19 protein-coding genes are annotated in these 16,374 nt (G+C 38.1%); 16 read left to right on the top strand and 3 right to left on the bottom strand.

Features of this window, described 5'->3' with window-relative positions:
* The 13 genes from BMX21_RS17130 to BMX21_RS17075 form a co-directional block, all read left to right on the top strand.
* Positions 1-1,014, top strand: a 1,014-nt coding sequence (locus tag BMX21_RS17130; protein ID WP_143057284.1) for a C40 family peptidase, incomplete at its 5' end; no start/stop codon positions are given.
* 9 nt (positions 1,015-1,023) lie between these two features.
* Positions 1,024-1,293 (top strand): hypothetical protein, encoded by a 270-nt coding sequence (locus BMX21_RS17125; protein ID WP_092046229.1) that lies wholly within the window; start codon positions 1,024-1,026, stop codon positions 1,291-1,293.
* Positions 1,290-2,768 carry a CD1107 family mobile element protein gene (locus BMX21_RS17120; RefSeq protein WP_092046226.1) on the top strand — a complete coding sequence of 493 codons (1,479 nt, stop codon included), beginning with the start codon at positions 1,290-1,292 and terminating at the stop codon, positions 2,766-2,768. The genes BMX21_RS17125 and BMX21_RS17120 overlap by 4 nt, the downstream gene beginning before the upstream one ends.
* A 230-nt stretch (positions 2,769-2,998) precedes the next feature.
* Positions 2,999-3,211: a Maff2 family mobile element protein gene (locus tag BMX21_RS17115; RefSeq protein WP_092046223.1), complete on the top strand. Its 213-nt coding sequence runs from the start codon at positions 2,999-3,001 to the stop codon at positions 3,209-3,211.
* Between the two features lie 64 nt (positions 3,212-3,275).
* The gene (locus BMX21_RS17110; protein WP_092046220.1) at positions 3,276-3,836 is read left to right on the top strand and encodes a DUF3801 domain-containing protein; all 561 of its coding nucleotides are present in this window, start codon (positions 3,276-3,278) and stop codon (positions 3,834-3,836) included.
* Positions 3,837-3,845: 9 nt separating this feature from the next.
* Positions 3,846-5,855 carry a VirD4-like conjugal transfer protein, CD1115 family gene (locus BMX21_RS17105; RefSeq protein WP_242952953.1) on the top strand — a complete coding sequence of 670 codons (2,010 nt, stop codon included), beginning with the start codon at positions 3,846-3,848 and terminating at the stop codon, positions 5,853-5,855.
* Between the two features lie 33 nt (positions 5,856-5,888).
* Positions 5,889-6,020, top strand: a complete 132-nt coding sequence (locus BMX21_RS19880; protein WP_278305260.1) for a hypothetical protein — start codon at positions 5,889-5,891, stop codon at positions 6,018-6,020.
* Between the two features lie 28 nt (positions 6,021-6,048).
* The gene (locus BMX21_RS17100) at positions 6,049-7,140 is read left to right on the top strand and encodes a DUF5688 family protein (RefSeq protein WP_092046218.1); all 1,092 of its coding nucleotides are present in this window, start codon (positions 6,049-6,051) and stop codon (positions 7,138-7,140) included.
* A gap of 96 nt (positions 7,141-7,236) precedes the next feature.
* Complete coding sequence (locus BMX21_RS17095) at positions 7,237-8,025, top strand: AAA family ATPase (protein WP_092046216.1); 789 nt, start codon at positions 7,237-7,239, stop codon at positions 8,023-8,025.
* A gap of 11 nt (positions 8,026-8,036) precedes the next feature.
* A complete protein-coding gene (locus tag BMX21_RS17090; RefSeq protein ID WP_092046214.1) occupies positions 8,037-8,393 on the top strand; it encodes a hypothetical protein in 357 nt (118 codons plus the stop codon).
* A 17-nt stretch (positions 8,394-8,410) separates the two neighbouring features.
* Positions 8,411-10,522: a DNA topoisomerase gene (locus BMX21_RS17085; RefSeq protein WP_092046212.1), complete on the top strand. Its 2,112-nt coding sequence runs from the start codon at positions 8,411-8,413 to the stop codon at positions 10,520-10,522.
* A 90-nt stretch (positions 10,523-10,612) separates the two neighbouring features.
* The gene (locus tag BMX21_RS17080) at positions 10,613-11,080 is read left to right on the top strand and encodes a hypothetical protein (RefSeq protein ID WP_092046210.1); all 468 of its coding nucleotides are present in this window, start codon (positions 10,613-10,615) and stop codon (positions 11,078-11,080) included.
* 6 nt (positions 11,081-11,086) lie between these two features.
* The gene (locus BMX21_RS17075) at positions 11,087-11,605 is read left to right on the top strand and encodes a hypothetical protein (protein ID WP_092046208.1); all 519 of its coding nucleotides are present in this window, start codon (positions 11,087-11,089) and stop codon (positions 11,603-11,605) included.
* Between the two features lie 4 nt (positions 11,606-11,609).
* Here the strand turns inward: BMX21_RS17075 and BMX21_RS17070 are convergent, their stop codons facing one another.
* A complete protein-coding gene (locus BMX21_RS17070; RefSeq protein WP_092046206.1) occupies positions 11,610-11,822 on the bottom strand; it encodes a hypothetical protein in 213 nt (70 codons plus the stop codon).
* 207 nt (positions 11,823-12,029) lie between these two features.
* On the opposite strand from BMX21_RS17070, the gene BMX21_RS17065 reads away from it, so the two are divergent.
* A complete protein-coding gene (locus BMX21_RS17065) occupies positions 12,030-12,452 on the top strand; it encodes a hypothetical protein (protein WP_092046204.1) in 423 nt (140 codons plus the stop codon).
* A 548-nt stretch (positions 12,453-13,000) separates the two neighbouring features.
* On the opposite strand, the gene nrdD is transcribed toward BMX21_RS17065, so the two are convergent.
* Positions 13,001-14,674: an anaerobic ribonucleoside-triphosphate reductase gene (nrdD, locus tag BMX21_RS17055; RefSeq protein ID WP_092046199.1), complete on the bottom strand. Its 1,674-nt coding sequence runs from the start codon at positions 14,672-14,674 to the stop codon at positions 13,001-13,003.
* A complete protein-coding gene (locus tag BMX21_RS17050) occupies positions 14,671-15,180 on the bottom strand; it encodes a 4Fe-4S cluster-binding domain-containing protein (RefSeq protein WP_092046196.1) in 510 nt (169 codons plus the stop codon). The genes nrdD and BMX21_RS17050 overlap by 4 nt, the downstream gene beginning before the upstream one ends.
* Before the next feature lie 522 nt (positions 15,181-15,702).
* On the opposite strand from BMX21_RS17050, the gene BMX21_RS17045 reads away from it, so the two are divergent.
* Positions 15,703-16,026, top strand: coding sequence for a hypothetical protein (locus BMX21_RS17045; protein ID WP_092046194.1), 324 nt, complete (start codon positions 15,703-15,705; stop codon positions 16,024-16,026).
* Between the two features lie 106 nt (positions 16,027-16,132).
* Entirely contained in the window at positions 16,133-16,354 is a 222-nt protein-coding gene (locus tag BMX21_RS17040) for a hypothetical protein (RefSeq protein ID WP_092046192.1), read from the top strand.
* Positions 16,355-16,374: the final 20 nt, after the last annotated feature.

Below are 16,374 nucleotides of genomic sequence, written 5' to 3'. Positions count from 1 at the left end.
ACGCTTCTTCTTAGCAATAAGGTTGTCGTAGAAGAAGAGAAGGCAGATAAAAAAGCCATAAATGATACGGAGATTAATCACCCAACAGCATCAGATGGTGGCGGATTTAATGAGTACCAGTACAGCCTTGATGGAGAATTAAAGACCAAGGATGCTCTGACTGCGAAGATAAAGCATGACGGAAATCTGATAGCATCTTACCTTACTGCAAAATATGGAGATTATGAGCTGACAGATGCCATAAAGACAGAGCTTAAAAATATCTATGAGGAAGCGTTTACATTAAGCCAATACGAGACAATAGAGCAGAGGACCAGTACATACTACGATTCAGAAGCAAAGATTACTTACTACTGGAATGGAAGTAGTTGGCAGTCCACGGCATGTACATATCGCTATGCAATATTTCACACAGACCTTAATACAAAGCCCTTGGATGACGTTTTAAAGGCCCATTTAGCCACAGAAGAACAGAAAAGGTTCTATGACCTGTATAAAAGCACATCGGGCCAAAAAGACTATCTTTTCGGTGGAAATGAAGCTAGAGATGACATCTACAAATACCAGTATGAACCGGAAGAGTATGTAGCTATCTATGGAGAAGCGGATTTATCCTTTTCTGATGCAGAAGCGCAGCTAATCTATGATGTGGCTTCAACACAGTTGGGAAGGGCATATCACTGGGGAGGTTCTACCGTAGCAAGCGGATTTGACTGCAGTGGATTTGTTTATTGGGTCATGAATACATCAGGAGTTGCAACTTTTCCCAGGACTTCTGCAAATGTAATGCTGAAAACATTCTGTGATCCTGTTACTGCAGGAGAGGCAAAACCAGGAGATCTTATATTTTTCCAGGGTACATATGACACAATAGGAGCTTCTCATGTGGGAATCTACCTTGGAAATAATCAGATGATCCACTGTGGAGATCCAATCAAAATCACAAATATTACAACAAATTACTGGACATCACATTTTTACACGTTTGCCAGAATCAAAGACACTTACAGATAAGGAGGGGTTATGAGCGAAGAAGAAAAGATTCTAAGCATGATGAGTGAAATAGACGACCTTGACAAAAAAATAGAGGAAGTCAGCAAAAAGAAAGATGTGTTGCAAAAGAAGCTTAGTAAGGCAAAGGAAGCATATGACAAGAAGAACAGTCAGTTAAGGGACCTTCAGATAAAGAAGGATGCTGCTACAGCAGGTATTTTATTAAAAGCAGCAAAAGAAAGGGATATGTCCCTAGATGATGTTCTGGGACTAATCAAGAAGGAGGAGACAGTCAAATGAAAAAAGCAGTATCAAAAGCAGTTCTGTTAGCTGTAACAATTGCATTATGTGGCGTGTTTTCTTTTGGCAGCCATATCACAGTACATGCAAATGTTCCACCAGAGGCAGACACAGAAGGAAGTTCAACCCTTCCAGAATCACCCTCGGATAATGCTGATAATAATGGAACAGCCAAAGGAAACGGGACAGGAGATCCGCTTACTCCTGATGGAAATGGAACAGAAGTAGACAGTGTAGATGACAATGGCAAGTATTTCTATACCTTTGTTACTGATGCCGGCAATTATTTCTACGTGGTTGTAGATGAGACCAGAGAAGATAAAAACGTATATGTTCTGTCTACAGTAGATGAAGAAGATCTTTTATCCCTGTGTGAGAAAGAAGGAGACGAAGCTGATGTACAGGGAGCTACAAGAGAGACAGCACAAACGACAACAGATTCTTCTACAGATCTATTTGGAACACCGGGAGGTACAACTCCGGGGGATGGGGCAGATACCGATGGTGATGGTGTGCCAGACCAGTGGGACACAGATGGAGACGGTATAACAGATGCCTGGGATACTGATGGCGATGGGAAGGCTGATTCTTTTGATACCGATGGTGATGGAGAGCCTGACAAGACGCTGTTAGGACCGGGAGTTGTAGGATACGACACTAATGGCGATGGAATAATTGATGCCTGGGATACTGACGGAGACGGAATCATAGATGCATACGATAAAGATGGCGATGGTATTCCGGATTCATTTGGGGCAGAAGCCAGTCAGACAGCTTCTACTCCGGCTGAAGTAAAAGGTGTGCAGAGAGAAGAGGAAGGCGGTATTTTTTCTGATGTCTTTAAAGGTATAAAAAATAATCTCATTGTAATACTCGTCTTCATAGCTGTACTCGGTGCAGGCTTTTATATCAAATTTTACAAGCCGCGATACGGATCCATAGGAAGCGGTGGAACCATGGATTTTGAAGATGATCCTGACTATCAGGACGAGGATGAAGGATTTGAAGACTGGGGCAATGAAAATGAGGAAGACAGCTACACGGAGGAAGAGGAGATAGCAGGAGCAGATGGTGAGAATGTTCCGGATGACTCTGATAAAGAACCGGCCAATGAAGACGAGGAAGATGATAATTCCTCAGAAGAGGTAGAAGGCTCTGAAGACAATGCAACTGAAGAAAACGGTAGTAATGGTACTGAAAAAACAAGGAGCATTGACGAAAAGAAGGAAGAAGCTGAAAGAATTGCTGCGGAGCTAAAAAAAGAACTGCAGGGGCAGAAAAAAGCTTCTGAAGCAGAAATTATCAGAAAGGATGAAAAGATAAAGACGCTGGAGAGTAAAGTAGCTGATTATGAGGAAACAGTTACAAGAACAAATGGAATACTTACTGGTTCTGCTGTACCTGATGAAGAAGAGGACGAGGAAGATCCTGACAGCGACTCCATATATGAGGAGAGAGCATCTCCTGAAATCTGATAGATGATGAAAAAGGTAATACATAGCACATGCTAAACGAGTTATTAAAGGAGGATGAATATGCGCACATTAGTAGTAATTGCTGTAATAGCCATTGTATGTGTGGTGAAATGGAAGTTCTTTAGAGGTGGAAAGGATCCTTTTAACAAGGGATGAATCATGGTACAAACTTTTGCTCATTATGAGCAGAAGCTAAAAAATAGCAAAAACCAAATAGGAGGAATAAAAAAATGAGTAGCGTGTTCACAGAAGGAATCAAACAGCTTACAACAATCGTTGAGGTAATTGGTGGAGGAGTAGCAGCATGGGGATGCATGAACCTGCTTGAAGGCTATGGTGGAGATAACCCGGGAAGTAAGAGCCAGGGAATTAAGCAGGTAATCGCGGGAGGTGGAATCTACCTCATAGGTGCAAAGGTTATTTCGGCAATTAAGTTTGCTTAAGAATTGGCGGTTTCATAATACGTCCATGAGAGTTCATCTCTCATGGATGTAATTGGAGGAAGATATGGGAAATATTGGAGTACAGGAAGCAATGCAGGGAGACCTAGCAAAACTTGCAGAAACAGCGGTAGAAGCACCTTTCAAAATTGCCCAGATTCTTATTAGTATCAACAAGGATCTTGCAGAGGGTGATAGAAACCGCACAATCTCAAAGATGCAGAAATTTAAGCTTAATCAGCTTAAAGAAGATATGGAAGGTGGAAATGTATCACTAAAGAGCTTGAACCGCTCTAAGGATGATATTTCAAAGCTTTCAGATATGGATAAGACCTGCTACAAGATTCTAAAAAAGAATTTGGAAGAGACCGGTATTAAATATCATGTTGACTCATTTAAGGATGCAAATGGAAAGACGACATTTTCAGTAATGTTTGAAGACAGAAATGCTCCTAAAGTGCAGCAAGCTGTTGAAAAAAGCCTAAAACAGATGCAGAATCCCAAATTCATGAAAAAGATGCAGGAAAAGCCATCTGTTCTTAATCAGCTGAAAAAAGCAAAAGAAAAGGCTGCTGAGATCAACAGGAATAATCCTGAAAAGCATAAGCATCAGGAGCAGACTAGATAGGAGGTGCATATGCTGGAAGAGCTAAATACTACCAGAAACAAGATATATCTGGGAGTTCTCATGGTCATATGGTATCTGGCGGATAAGGGCTCATGGCTCTATCACCAGATGAATCCTAATGTAGACAGCCTTACAAGATTTCTTGGCGTTTTCAGCTATTATTCCAGGGCTTTTAAGAATCCGTTTCCGTCATTTTCTTTGGATGATATAAAAACAGGGTTTATAGCTGCATTTATTGCAGTACTTATCTATCTTGCTAAAAACTCAGACAAAAAAATGTACAGAAAAGGTGAAGAATATGGCTCTGCGAGATGGGGCACAAAGAAGGATATACAGCCATATTTTGATCATGAAAATGAGGACAATAATATTCTCCTTACCCAAACAGAAAAACTTCGCTTAAATGGGCGTTTTCCTCTGCCAAAATATGAACGTAACAAAAATGTTCTTATAGTCGGAGGTTCAGGTTCAGGTAAGACAAGGTTTTATATAAAACCACAGCTTATGCAAATGCATTCAAGTTATGTCGTAACTGATCCCAAAGGAACCATCATTCTTGAATGTGGAAAAATGTTACAGCGAGGTCCTGTCAAGTATGCGCCTGTAGAAACTGGTCAGTATGTGACAAAGAAAAACGGGAAACCCAAGCTTGATAAATTTGGAAATAAGATACCTATCTACAAGAAAGATGCGAAGGGGAAAGTAGTCCTTGCACCAGTCATGAAAGATGGAAAGTATGTCCATGAGCCATATGATATTAAGGTCTTTAATACCATCAATTTTGACAAATCAATGCATTATAACCCTTTCGCATATCTGAGGAAAGAAAAGGACATCATGACTCTTGTTACTACCCTTGTTGAAAATACAAAGGGTGAAGGAGATAAGTCAGGTGAGGATTTCTGGGTCAAAGCGGAAAAGCTGCTCTATATGGCTTATATTGGTTATCTTTTCTATGAGGCACCACCTGAGGAACAGAATTTTGAAACACTTTTGGAACTTATAAATGCATCGGAATGTAGGGAAGATGATGAGAACTATAAAAATGCTGTTGATCTGCTATTTGAAGATCTTGAAAAGCAGAATCCAAAGCACTTTGCTGTAAGGATGTACAAGAAATATAAATTAGCCGCCGGGAAGACAGCTAAGTCCATTCTTATTTCATGCGGAGCCCGTCTTGGAGCATTTGATATCGAGGAAATCAGAGAAATCACAAGATATGATGAACTGGCACTTGATACACTTGGAGATCACAAGTCAGCACTGTTTGTAATCATCTCAGATACAGATGATACGTTCAATTTCCTTGTGAGCATCATGTACACACAGTTATTTAACACTCTATGTCAGAAGGCTGATGATGTATATGGTGGAAGACTTCCCGTTCATGTAAGGTGTCTCTGTGACGAATTTGCCAACATTGGTCTTATTCCCAAATTCGAAAAGCTTATCGCAACAATAAGATCAAGAGAAATATCTGCAAGTATAGTCTTACAGGCAAAATCCCAATTAAAAAGCTTATATAAAGACAATTCCGGAACGATCATAGGTAACTGTGATTCAAGGATTTTCCTGGGAGGATCTGAAGAAGAGACGTTAAAGAGCCTGTCGGAAGAACTTGGAAAACAGACCATCGATATGAGAACAACATCTCTTACAAAAGGTTCACAGCAGTCGTCCGGTGTAAATGATCAGAAGGTTGGTCGTGAATTAAAGACCAGAGATGAGTTATCAGTACTTGATGGTGGACAGTGCATCCTGCAGGTAAGGGGCGTTAGACCGTTCCTTTCGCAAAAATATGACATTACAAAGCATAAGAGGTACAAGCTCTTGAAGGATGCAGATCCAAGAAATGATTTTGATATAAAGAAGTTCCTCATCAAAAAGCGCAAAGAGCATAGCCTTGATGTAGAAAAGATCCTTAGGAAGAATCCAGACATAAAAGTAAAAACATATGCATCATATGAAGTCTCACCAACAGGAAAGCCTAAAAAGCACCTTACAAAGAAGGTTGCATAGGGAATAAAAAACAAATCAGTAGGAGGAGAAAAGATGAACGAGAAAAATGTACTTAGGTTCAATGTGGTAACAGACATGGAGAAAGAGCGCATAAACAAGCGTATAGCTGCATATGCGCAGGCTGTCTGTGACAAGGTAAAGAAAGAACAGGAAAAGAAAAACTAATACCAACGTAAAGGAGGAGTAAATACTCATGAATGAAGAATTTGAGAAGTTTTGTAACGAGATAAAGGAACGTATTTTTGAGAATAGTGCAGATCGTGACAACCTTGAAATAGACCTTCATCATGTTCAGAAGGTCAATCAGCAGGATCTTGTAAATCTCACAGTAAAGCCAAAGGATAGTAATATTGCTCCATCCATACAGCTTAATGCAGCATTTGAGGCATTTAAAGATGGAAGTTCAATAGAGAATATCATAAACTCCCTCGAAAATACCATTTCATCCCATGCAGTCACAGAAAACCTTGATGTGTCCTACATGACTAAGTTTGACAGTTGTAAGGACCAGGTATTTCCTAAACTTATCAACAAAGATATGAATAAGGAACTCCTTCAGAATGTTCCTCATTATGACTATGGAGATCTTGCGGTACTGTTCTACGTGAAAGTTGAGGATCCGCAGATTGGTGAAGGCTCAGTAACTGTAAATAATCAGATATTTGAGCAGTGGGGAGTAGGTGATAAGGCCATCATGGATGCAGCCATGGATAATCTTAAGGCAAATACCCAGTGCAAGGACCTTTTTGGGTTTATTCAGGAACTCAACCCCGGGCTTGCAGAAGGCCTTGATACGGATGTTCCGCCGGATAAGTCCCCTATCATCATATCTACTGATTCCCAGACATTTGGAGCTGCCGCGATCCTTAATGAGGACATCATGAAGGCACTGTGTGAAAGAGTAGGAGGCGATATTGTAATCCTTCCAAGCAGTATCCATGAGTGCCTTGTACTTGGGGATGATAATACCCCTGATCAGGAAATTGCCCTTAATGACATGGTTAAGTCGGTAAATGAGACTACCGTTGCACAGGAAGATCTTCTTTCTGATCACATCTATCACTTTAATGGTGAAGAGCTCATGATGAGAGAACTTCCAAAGTATGCAGACATTGAAGATGTCAGAAATACGGTATTTACCAACATGGATCTTGTTAGCGCCCAGACAGGAGAAATATATCGTCAAGGGAAAGAGCAGGCGCCAAAGGAACAGGATAAAAGCAAAGAAGTAGTAAATATTGAGGATAAAAAGACAGCGCCAAAACGCGATGATCTTGCAATCTGATGATATAAACACTCATCGGTATGTGAAATGGAGAGCAAGGCAGAATAAAGCTGCCTTGCAGCTCCACTTATAAGCCACATTTTATGAGGAAAAGTCATGGAAAATACTTTTATTGAAGACAATGAAAACCTATTTTTACAGATAACACCAAAAAGGAAGCTGGATTCCGTATATTTAAGTGATTCGGTATACAGACCTTGTTTTGAACTTTTAGATGAAATAGAACATAGAGACGTGCTCAGGGAAAACGGGATAGAGCCACGAAATAAGTTACTTATGTTGGGAACTCCCGGTAATGGAAAGACAACACTTGCGGAAGCTCTTGCAGGAGAGCTTGATTATCCGCTTTATATAGTCAGATATGACAATATTATGAGTGATGATATTGGAAAATCAGCAGATAAACTTGGAAAAGTATTTGATGCTGTTAAAGATTTAAGATGTGCACTCTTTTTTGATGAATTTGACACCATTGGAAAATCTAGAAATGACCAGCATGATAACTCAGAGTTTAAACGACTTGTATCATCACTTTTGGTTCAGATAGACCATCTGCCAACAGATGTGCTTGTAATGGCAGCTACAAACTTAGAATCAGCCCTTGATAATGCGGCATGGCGCAGATTTCAGATAAAAGTGGTACTGGAAAGACCACAGAGAGAAGATCTAACCAGATGGTTTACCGATTATGAAAAACGACATGGATTCTCTTTCGGGGTAGATCCTGAGGAACTTGGAGAGTCCGTATATGGAAAATCATATTCGGACGCAGAAGAATTAGCCAGATCCATATACCGCCAGATGATAATACATCCGGAAGAAGAAGCAGAAGAGATAACAAGGAGACAGATGAGGTTTCATAAACACCAGAAGAGTATTTTTTAAGGGGGATAAGAATGCAGATAGTAAAGGCTCTTTCCGAAACACAGTTCTATGGTTCAAGTCTTGGAATTACCATTTTTACTTATGTTTTTATACTGGCAGGTGGGATTTTATGTTATGCAGTTATTCATCAGAGAAGACCACTGGCAGTACTCAGCTATAACATCACTATAACTAATCTTCTTTTCTTTATGCTTTTTTATGACCTTGATATGTATAGAAAGCTTCCTTTTATGGATGGAATTGTTGCCAAAGAAGTATTTGGAAGTGGGGTAATCACTGGGCTAATCAATGCTATATGTTTTGCCACAATTATCTTTCTTCTGAAGGTTATAAAAAGACTTCGTAGAGACTACAGATATTTACTTTGATTTTGGAGGAAATTATCATGAGCAGGTTAATCATCGCAGAAAAGCCGAGTCTTGGACGTACAATAGCAGAAGCACTTGGCGTTAATGATAAAAAAGATGGGTATATGGAAGGAAACGGATACATTGTTTCATGGTGTTTTGGGCATCTGTGGACATTAAAAGATCTGGAGATGTACCTTGATCCATCATTTAAGCATGGAGATAAGGCAAAGTGGACATTGGATAACCTCCCGTTTTATCCTGATAACTGGAATTTTCAGTATTTCATTTCTGATCCTGGAAATAGGAAACAGGACAAGATTTTATATCAGCTAATGACCAGAACAGATGTTGATACTATCTACTCTGCTGGAGATGCTGACAGAGAAGGGGAAGTGATAATACGAAATGAACTTGTTCAGCATAAGATAACTGGAAAAAGGATCCTGAGATTATGGCTCCCGGCTCTTACACCAGAGGCTATAAGGGATGCAGTGAAAGAAGCGAAAGATGACAGAGAATATGACGGCTATGACAAGGCTGGTCGGACCAGAGCATATGTTGACTGGCTATTTGGAATAAATCTTTCGAGGTATGCTACTTTAAAAACAGGAGTTAAGCTCAATATTGGAAGATGTATGTGTCCAATCATCGAAAAGATAGTAAAACGTGATGATGAAATAGTAAAGTTTGTTCCGCAGAAATATATAGCTGTAGAGTCCGAAAATGAAGATTCACCATTCATTCTTAAAAGCAGGCAGAAATTTGAACTTGATGATATAGTGCTGGCCAAGGAAATCTGTGATAAATATAACGCCGCTAAAGCTGTAGTAACTGAAATAACTAACAAGATATCCAAGGTTAAGGCTCCAAGACTGTTTTCACAAAGTGACCTACAATCATATATTTGTAAGAAAAATAAGAAAATGTCTCCGCAGAACGTACTCGATATTGTCCAGTCATTGTATGAAAAAGGATATGTGACATATCCAAGGACATCTTCCAATTTTCTCGCAGAATCAGAGAGTGAAAAAACAGGCGTTATTATAAAAACGCTGATAGAGCAAGGCAATACCGGACTGGTCAACAAAACAGGTAATAAGAATATATATGATGATTCTAAAGTTGAATCGCACAGCGCACTTACTCCAACGGAAAAAATACCAACTGCTCTTTCATCATCGGAGTCAGAAGTATATGAAGCAATAAAGAACAGATTCTGCGCTGTCTTCTGTGAAGAAGATTATCTGATAAATAAGACCATTATTGAAATAACATGTGCAGGTGAAGTATTCACAGTACAGGGAAATATTATGGTACAGCCGGGATGGACAGTATTTGAGGCACCATCAAAAAAAGAAAAAATCCTTCCATCAGTAAACAAAGGAGACATAATCACTGTAAGCTTTGCTCCAGTAGAGAAGGAAACTACTCCTCCAAAAAGATATACTGTAGAATCTCTAAATGCCTGGATGAAGGCTCCGATGCGATCAGAAGAGAGCCTTAACAAGAAAGTATATTCTGATGATGAATGGAAGGATATCTTAGCAGATGCCACCATATGCACAGAGGCAACAAGAGCTGCAACGCTTGATAAGTGCATAAAAGAGAAATACATAACGTTAAAAGATGGTACATACAGTGCTCTTGAAAAAGGGCACTTGCTTGTAGATGTCATGGGACAGCTCAAAATTGATCTATCACCAGCAAAAACAGTGGAATTGCAAAGACAGATGCATGAAGTTCAGCAATGCAAGCTTTTGCCTGTAGATATTCTTGAAGAGACAAAAGGAATCATAAACGAAGTCTTTGACCATAATCCTGATGTAAATAGCCGGTATTCAGTATCAGAAAAGGAGAGCCCAAGCATTGGGACCTGTCCAAGGTGTGGGGCTCCAGTTTATGAAGGAAAGAGTAATTACTATTGTAGCAAAGGTAAAGAGTGTGGTTTTGCTCTGTGGAAGACAAGTAAACTGCTAGAATCAATGAAAGTCAGTATTACTCCAGCAAGAGCTCAGAAAATCCTTGCGAATAGAAGAGTATTTGTAAAAGGCTTATATAGCAAGAAAAAGGATGCAAAATTTGATGCATTTATAACTTATGAGGATACAGGAAAGTTTATTAATTATAAATTAGACTTTTCCAAATAGTTCCGGTTATTACAGCAATACAGGATATAAGTACGATAAATAACAATCGTAACCTATAACTACAAGTGACTAAAAAAGGAAGGTGCGGTTATGAGTAAAGATGAATCAGGGATTGTCCGTAGTCAGTATAGTAATTTTCTTGGTACAGATACCATAATTCATGAGAATACAGAAAAATCTGTTAAAAAGCATGATATGCAGGCAGAGACAATTAGGAAGAAGCTACAGGCAGATGCAGATGTGTTAAAGAGCAGAGATTACACTTACCATGCAGAGCAGGATGCTGAGGCAGGTTACGATATGATTGATGGGATAATAAATACCCCTTCAAATATAGATATGGTAGATGGCTTGGTGGATTCAGATGAGGAAATAAGGATCCTGGAGTCAAGTAAAGAGTCTCATTCTCCCAATCATCCAATGAATTCCTCAAATAAGAGGCCTTCTGTTCTGGAGGCACTTGAGAAAAAGAAGGAAATAGTTAAACAGATGGAACAGGAGAGGCAGCTTAGAGAACAAGAAAGAGAGACCTCAAAAGATCCCGGATATGCGAGGTAAAATGCTATGGCTAAATATACATGTGGAAGTTTCGGTATACGATTTGAGGGAATTGGCGGGAGCTGGAGAGTAATAGAGAAACATGAAAAGGGCTTTCTTTTATGGGAATCTGAGACATATGGTAGCAGGGCAAAAAAAATCTTCACTGATCAGGAAGGAAATATCCTTATTAACGGGGTAAATAGTTTTAACGACTTTGCAGTAAGATCCAAAATATCAGAATATGAAAGGATTCGTGACAGTATAGCCTGTAAGCAGATCATAAAAGAGCTGGCTCTTAAGAATGAGAAAAGGACAGGTGACAATACTAGAACCAGTAGTGCTTCAGAAACAATGGAATCAACTAAGGATCCAAGCTCAGGAGAAAAGAAAAATCCCGTTTCTTCAAATGAACAGACATCTAAACAGCAGCGCCCAGCGCCAAAAAAAGCAGCAGGGAAGAACGTTCATGCAAGAGAGTCTGTGCTTAATAAGCTTCATGAATATCAGTCATATGTGGAAGCCACAAGTAAAAAGGCACAGTAATAGGCTACTTTTCAGTAGACTCACTATCATCAGAGTCTTTCTTTTTAAGGATTTCAGCCTCAATGAGCTTATTTACATATGCATTTATGGATTCTACACCATGTTCATGAAGCAGTTCGATAGTTCCTTTAGGAAAACGTATGGAGATGGTATCAAACTTATCCTCATACTTCTTCATAGCTTTTTTCTGTGCATTAGATGTTTCTTTTTTTGACATGTATTATCCCTTCATTCATAGGATTACTAGAATCTATTTATATGATAATACAAATTTATTATCTATGGTTCATATAAATGTGTACAATATATGAACCATAGATTTGTTCATTTTCGACATAGTGAAGGAATATAGCCAATGATATAATGAAGCCGTAATAATAATCTATGGTTCATATATCTACTTATAAGTTGGGCGGTGAATAATATGTATGAAATGTGTGCAGAAACAGGCGGATTATTAGTAAATATCATTATTCTTATTCTTTTCTATAAGTTTTTGTGGCCTCTGATGTCAAGATGCATTTCTGTGATAGATAGTGCGCTGATAACATTACTTTTGGGATTTGCCATTAAAGACAAACTATTTCACGGTAAACTTCATCCAGTTTTTATAATACTCATATTTGCAGGATTATTTGTAGGATGTATGTGGCTATTCCATACAAAAATAGGTTTTATCCTTTCAGCCCTGTTCATGTCATATATATGGACAGACCTTATTGTAGGAGAGATCAGCAGACACTGGGAATCCTATGATTTGATATGGGGTATATTTATTGGAGTATGCAGCTTCCTTATCATGCTGTATTTCCATTGGAAAGACTATTCAAGTCTTGCAGATGCTTAATATAATTTGATGTTTTATATTGATATTTTGATGCCTAGTCTGTAAATGACTGGGCATTTTTTATGCACTGAGGCCATATATGTCAATAAATTTAAAGAACAGAGAGCCTTTTCTCATTTCTTCTTCCTTAGATATAACTTTACGTCCCCTCATCTGATATTCATCATGACTGACGATATAAAGGACTACATCATACAACGTTCCTATTCCTGTCTGGTAGTGGAAATCATCTTCTATGTGGCGCTTGTGGTAGAGATCATATCCCACACCATCATAATTTAACCTTCCTGCAGTGCTCAGTGTTTTTTGACTGCAGGATCAAATTTCCGTACGTATCTTCACTGATAACGTTGGTTTTGAACTCTAAAAGAAATCGTATATAGCAATAAAAGAGGGAAGGAGTTCATATATGTAAGTGTTAAACTATTATCCATTTGCGGAAAACTACTTGCCGTTTACAACATACCAGTTGAACTTATACTTCTCTCTTCTATTTTCTCTCATAAGACAGTAAGCTGACTCTTACCTATCAACTTCTTGAAACAGCATTAAAAGTGTGATCTTCTACGTTGCACTTCAGCTTTTTTCCCATCTGCAAATGTTTTTTCTTCAGCAAGATACCCTGATACTCTTCTATACCTATCTATTTTTTTTGACGAGCATTTGGGGCAAATGTCTGTCAGGCGTCCCCTATATCCACAACAAGAACAAATATCTAAAGGGAAATTTATTCCAATATACCCGCAATCCTCCTTATATGCTTTTTCAATGGCCATCTGCACAGCTAATACATTATGATAAGGCATCTCGGAAAATTCCATATATGTTATGGCACCACCATTGCAAAGCGCATGAAATGGTCCCTCAATTTCGCATTTTTTCCAGTAAGGAATACTCAATTCAACAGGAACATGGAATGAGTTGGAATAAAATCCCTTTTGACATTCTATATGCCCTTCTCCCATATGTGTCTGATCATATTTTGCAAAGCGACCAGTGGTTCCTTCAGCAGCAGTTGCCAATACTGAGAAGTTAAGCCCTGTTTCTTTTGTTAATTTGTCTGTGTATTCTCGGATATGCTTAACAATCTCTAAGCCTTCTTCATAGTGTTTTTCAATATCTTCGATCCCATTTATTCCATCATTTATAATTCCCACTGCGTCCCAAAGCCCAATAAAGCCTATAGCCAATGTGCCATTTCTTAACATATCCGTATTATCTAATGTATCCAAAAACTTACAGTGTCCAAGGTAATATTTTTTTTCCGCAAGCCACTGTAATGTTGCACTTTCCGCAAGCGTAGTATAACGATGTAAGAGCAACTCTTTTGCTGAATCCAGAAGCTCATCTAATTCAAGATAGAAACTTGTTAGGTTTTTATGTGATTTGTAAGCAATCTGAGGTAGATTAATTGTAAGACTTGCAATATTACCTCTATTAAGCGCACCATCTTTATCACCACTAACATTCGATGCTACTCTAGTTCGGCACCCCATAATCCCTAAACTTTTCGCGTCAAAAGTCTTGTTATAACTTGAATCCGTATTAAAATATGTAGGTATCATGTGCTTAGCAGTCACCCTATATGCTTTCTGTAGCAAATCATAATTACAATCATCTATTACCATATTCACACCTTTCTTGAGTTTAAAAACTAAATTTGGGAATATAAAAGGTTTTCTCTCGGCGTCTCCCTCTATAAAAGCATCAAGAATTGCACTCGAGACTTTTCTACCCTTTTCACTTGTGGATAGTCCTATATTTAGGGTAACATAAGGAGCTTCGCAACCTTTACGCGAAAGAGAATTTAGGTCATTAAAAAACTCGTTAAGTAAAACAACCATCTCTTCTCGTGTTTCTTCCCCCACAAAATGAGAAGCATCTTCATCAAAGTTTATGAATCCAATACCACCGGACTGCCTATTTGTTAGGTCTACGATACCTCGAAAAAGCTGCCTTAGCATATGTGCAAATCCAATGTTTTTTCCACCAACCATATCACTAATGGAAAGACCAAGACAGTTGTAAGTGCTTTTATAAAATTCCAGGTCGTGGATGTGATAAGAACAATTTTCATGTAGCTGTGCAAGCTTCAATGGAATTGTTGCAGTCAAAACATTAGTCTTGATAATATTTTGACCGCAAGAATAAACCATTTGCATAGCATTTTTTTTCATATTCGCATTCTCGATTTTTTGTATATGTATATTTTGATTATTCAAAATCTTTCGTCCTCCTTAATTAATGCAATTTCTGAAGTAACTTTGCCCTTGCTAATCTGATACATTTTTTGATTAGTTGAGCCGTAATACTGTAATTCACTATTATGGAGCTGTTCAATATAATTCCCCACTTTTAGGTAATCAATATTTTCCAATACCCAGCTTGGAATTCCTTCCAATTGTTCGCCTGTATACAAACAAATATTAAATTTCCTTTTTTTTAACTCCAACAAAAGTACTTTCAATCCTTCAGGCTGTTCCAAAGGTTCTCCCCCTGATATTGTTATCATCCGCGTTTGGCAAAAAATATCGATTGTTTCAACCAGCTTCTCCAGTTCATAAAATGAGCCGCCATGCAAATCATGTGTGCAAGCATTTTGACATCCCGGACAGTTTCTGCTACATCCTTGCAAAAACAGAACACTGCGTATTCCAGGCCCATCATCGCAACTCATATCTAGCCAACCTGCCACGTTAATCCATATAGAAGCATCTTTTTTTTTCATTTTATTTACACCTTTCTTTTACAATCATTACTCTATGCAAGATTCAGGCGCTGAATGTGGAAAAATAAAGAATATAGACAAGATCATCAGAAAGAAAGATTACCGAGACATAAAAAAACAAGCCACATATATGCACCAAAATAAAGCATTAAGCAATGCTTTTTTGGATAACATTACGAGCTTGTCTCAGCCTTACGGCCTCTGAATAAGATAATTTTTGTTATTTAGATATTGATAATATTTAATTCGAGTCCCTACCCAGTTTGTTATCAGTTATTAAATTACTATTCAATCTACACCATAAGCTTTCTTTTGTCAATTTTTTTGTGTAAAACACAAATGCATAAACGTATAATGATTGGTAAAGGATCTTATTTTTCTTTTCAAAATTCTATTTACAAAAATTTTTTATTCTGTTATATTATCTTTTGCATCCCAAATATGAAACAATCAGCGGGGCAGCTCATTCAGTCTGAATGTGCTAAATTCCATTATGTATATTTAATATCGGAGTATTTTACTATGTTTGATGAGTTTGAAGATTTTCTGCTTTCTTGCGGATATTTTAATATTATTGAATCGAATTATGATAGTGTTGAAGTAATGAGTATAGAGACAAAGCACTATTGGATTATGAAGAAATTTAATAAAGAAGGGTATCCTGGACTCGTTTTATACCATAGCCATGATGGCAAATCATATCATGTCCATTTTTGTTATAAAGATCAGGAGATTGCACCAGCAATTTCAGAGATCATGAGCCATGATAGATATCAAAAGAAAAAGCTGAAGCTTAGGAATAAGATTACTAAGGTTTCTAATGGAGAATTGCTAAGGGCCATTTGATTAGACCGTAGGTAATCATAATATAGCACATGAGCTATCCGGATTATCTCCCTACATTTCTATTATTATTTTCCTTAAGGCAGCATAGGATGCAGGAGAAAGCTCTATGTGTAGATATTGTGACAATCATGATGATTATTATGAGGGAAGTTTAGTAAAAGCCAGAATTAGTCTTGGCTTTGGTGGAGAAGAAGATATCTGGTTACTGGTTGATCCAGACACTAAGAAGCTTGGAATTGTAGTGCTCAACCAGAAAACAGCGGAGCAGATAGATTATTTTAGAGATATTTATTTTTGTCCTATGTGTGGAAGACGTCTGAAAAAGTAACTTATAAATTAGTTTTACCT

Source organism: Butyrivibrio sp. TB, assembly GCF_900110805.1.
Lineage (GTDB): Bacteria > Bacillota > Clostridia > Lachnospirales > Lachnospiraceae > Butyrivibrio > Butyrivibrio fibrisolvens_C.
Note: the sequence above shows the minus strand (reverse complement) of the source record. Positions and strands in the feature narration are given on the sequence as shown.

Coding starts and splice junctions, on each gene's coding strand:
- BMX21_RS17125 (WP_092046229.1), top strand. CDS start 1,024: ATGAGCGAAGAAGAAAAGATTCTAAGCATGATGAGTGAAATAGACGAC.
- BMX21_RS17120 (WP_092046226.1), top strand. CDS start 1,290: ATGAAAAAAGCAGTATCAAAAGCAGTTCTGTTAGCTGTAACAATTGCA.
- BMX21_RS17115 (WP_092046223.1), top strand. CDS start 2,999: ATGAGTAGCGTGTTCACAGAAGGAATCAAACAGCTTACAACAATCGTT.
- BMX21_RS17110 (WP_092046220.1), top strand. CDS start 3,276: ATGGGAAATATTGGAGTACAGGAAGCAATGCAGGGAGACCTAGCAAAA.
- BMX21_RS17105 (WP_242952953.1), top strand. CDS start 3,846: ATGCTGGAAGAGCTAAATACTACCAGAAACAAGATATATCTGGGAGTT.
- BMX21_RS19880 (WP_278305260.1), top strand. CDS start 5,889: ATGAACGAGAAAAATGTACTTAGGTTCAATGTGGTAACAGACATGGAG.
- BMX21_RS17100 (WP_092046218.1), top strand. CDS start 6,049: ATGAATGAAGAATTTGAGAAGTTTTGTAACGAGATAAAGGAACGTATT.
- BMX21_RS17095 (WP_092046216.1), top strand. CDS start 7,237: ATGGAAAATACTTTTATTGAAGACAATGAAAACCTATTTTTACAGATA.
- BMX21_RS17090 (WP_092046214.1), top strand. CDS start 8,037: ATGCAGATAGTAAAGGCTCTTTCCGAAACACAGTTCTATGGTTCAAGT.
- BMX21_RS17085 (WP_092046212.1), top strand. CDS start 8,411: ATGAGCAGGTTAATCATCGCAGAAAAGCCGAGTCTTGGACGTACAATA.
- BMX21_RS17080 (WP_092046210.1), top strand. CDS start 10,613: ATGAGTAAAGATGAATCAGGGATTGTCCGTAGTCAGTATAGTAATTTT.
- BMX21_RS17075 (WP_092046208.1), top strand. CDS start 11,087: ATGGCTAAATATACATGTGGAAGTTTCGGTATACGATTTGAGGGAATT.
- BMX21_RS17070 (WP_092046206.1), bottom strand. CDS start 11,822: ATGTCAAAAAAAGAAACATCTAATGCACAGAAAAAAGCTATGAAGAAG.
- BMX21_RS17065 (WP_092046204.1), top strand. CDS start 12,030: ATGTATGAAATGTGTGCAGAAACAGGCGGATTATTAGTAAATATCATT.
- BMX21_RS17050 (WP_092046196.1), bottom strand. CDS start 15,180: ATGAAAAAAAAAGATGCTTCTATATGGATTAACGTGGCAGGTTGGCTA.
- BMX21_RS17045 (WP_092046194.1), top strand. CDS start 15,703: ATGTTTGATGAGTTTGAAGATTTTCTGCTTTCTTGCGGATATTTTAAT.
- BMX21_RS17040 (WP_092046192.1), top strand. CDS start 16,133: ATGTGTAGATATTGTGACAATCATGATGATTATTATGAGGGAAGTTTA.